This window comes from Maribacter sp. PR1, assembly GCF_028464145.1.
Taxonomy (GTDB): Bacteria; Bacteroidota; Bacteroidia; order Flavobacteriales; family Flavobacteriaceae; genus Maribacter.
Genome location: NZ_JAQPCG010000022.1, coordinates 1 through 1,272, shown reverse-complemented (window position 1 = coordinate 1,272; position 1,272 = coordinate 1). Strand labels below are relative to the sequence as shown.

Genomic DNA, 1,272 nt, shown 5'->3' with positions numbered 1-1,272 from the left:
TTTTTTATTAGGGTTCACCAGCATCTGTATGATTATAAATTATAATAAACTCGGCCACTTGCTATAAAGATGTGATTCCAATTTCTTGAATCACCCACGTTGTTTTGTGGTACGGGTTTCACTACTATTTTGTGAGCTTTGTTATGGTTTATCTTTTATTCCAGTACTCCTATGCAATAAGGGGTCCTTGTTTTAATAACAGCTAAAGTTCTACTAAGTAGTTTTCTCGCTACTTTGATAATGACACTCTTTACGTTTCTACCTTGGTGTTTACGATAGTAAGCCTGCATAACCGGATCGGCTCGTATCGCCTGCCAGGATGCCTCTACAAAATAACTCCGTATCAAACGATGTGCACGTGGAGTTATACCAAGGGTTTTATAGTTACTTCCACTTTGGTGAACTCCAGGTGCCAGACCGACATAACCAGCCAAATGTTTAACACTATTAAAACGTCGCAGATCCCCTAGCTCACAAAGTATACCACAGGCAACTATACCACCGATGCCAGGTATGCTTCGAAGCAACATATAATCCTCCTTATGGTACGTTTTGCAATATCTACGAAGCTGAGTAGAAACATCTCGAAGCTCTTGGTCCACGAAACGGAAAAAACGCATACGGCTCTCTAAAGTTGCTTTTGCTGTTGGGTTTTTAAACACAATATCATCTAACCATTTCCTGTACTTATGACTCCAATGGTCATTATCAAATTCTTCTGGCTCCTTAATACCAAAATACAAAAGCTGCATTTTTATGTAACTCTTTATCCTGCGAAAATCCTTTACCAAATCATTGCGACGACGAAAAAGACTTCGTAACTCCTCACGATCAACATCAGGAATATGAATACCATCTAAACGACCGTCTTTTAACTCCCTTGATATCAACTGCGCATCTATCTTATCCGTCTTGGTATGTTTCTCCTTTCCCTTTCTATGTATATCAGCAGGATTTACTACTAAGGAAAACCAACCATAAGACTCGAAACAACGATGCGCTGAATAGCCACAGCAACCTGCCTCGTATGCTATTGACACTTCATAACCAGAGAAATGTTTAGCAACATAATCTTTAAGTTGTTCAGGGTTTGGGTTCATTGAAAAATACTTGCCTGAAAACAAATCCGTAGCACAATGCACTTTCCAACTTCTCTTGTGAATGTCGATACCAATGTATAACTTCGGTACAGCAGTAATTTGGGTAATCATATCTTTAATTTTTAGTTCATTTTAAAGATACTCGACTTACTGCTTTTTCATCGATGCTATA

The 1,272-nt window shown here is 38.5% G+C and carries 1 protein-coding gene; it reads right to left on the bottom strand.

Features of this window, described 5'->3' with window-relative positions:
• Positions 1-155: 155 nt before the first annotated feature.
• Positions 156-1,211 carry an IS110 family transposase gene (locus PP182_RS21000; protein ID WP_272653203.1) on the bottom strand — a complete coding sequence of 352 codons (1,056 nt, stop codon included), beginning with the start codon at positions 1,209-1,211 and terminating at the stop codon, positions 156-158.
• Between the last annotated feature and the right edge of the window lie 61 nt (positions 1,212-1,272).

Bases quoted from the DNA above. Each gene is read 5' to 3' on its own strand.
- PP182_RS21000 (WP_272653203.1), bottom strand. From the start codon at position 1,211: ATGATTACCCAAATTACTGCTGTACCGAAGTTATACATTGGTATCGAC.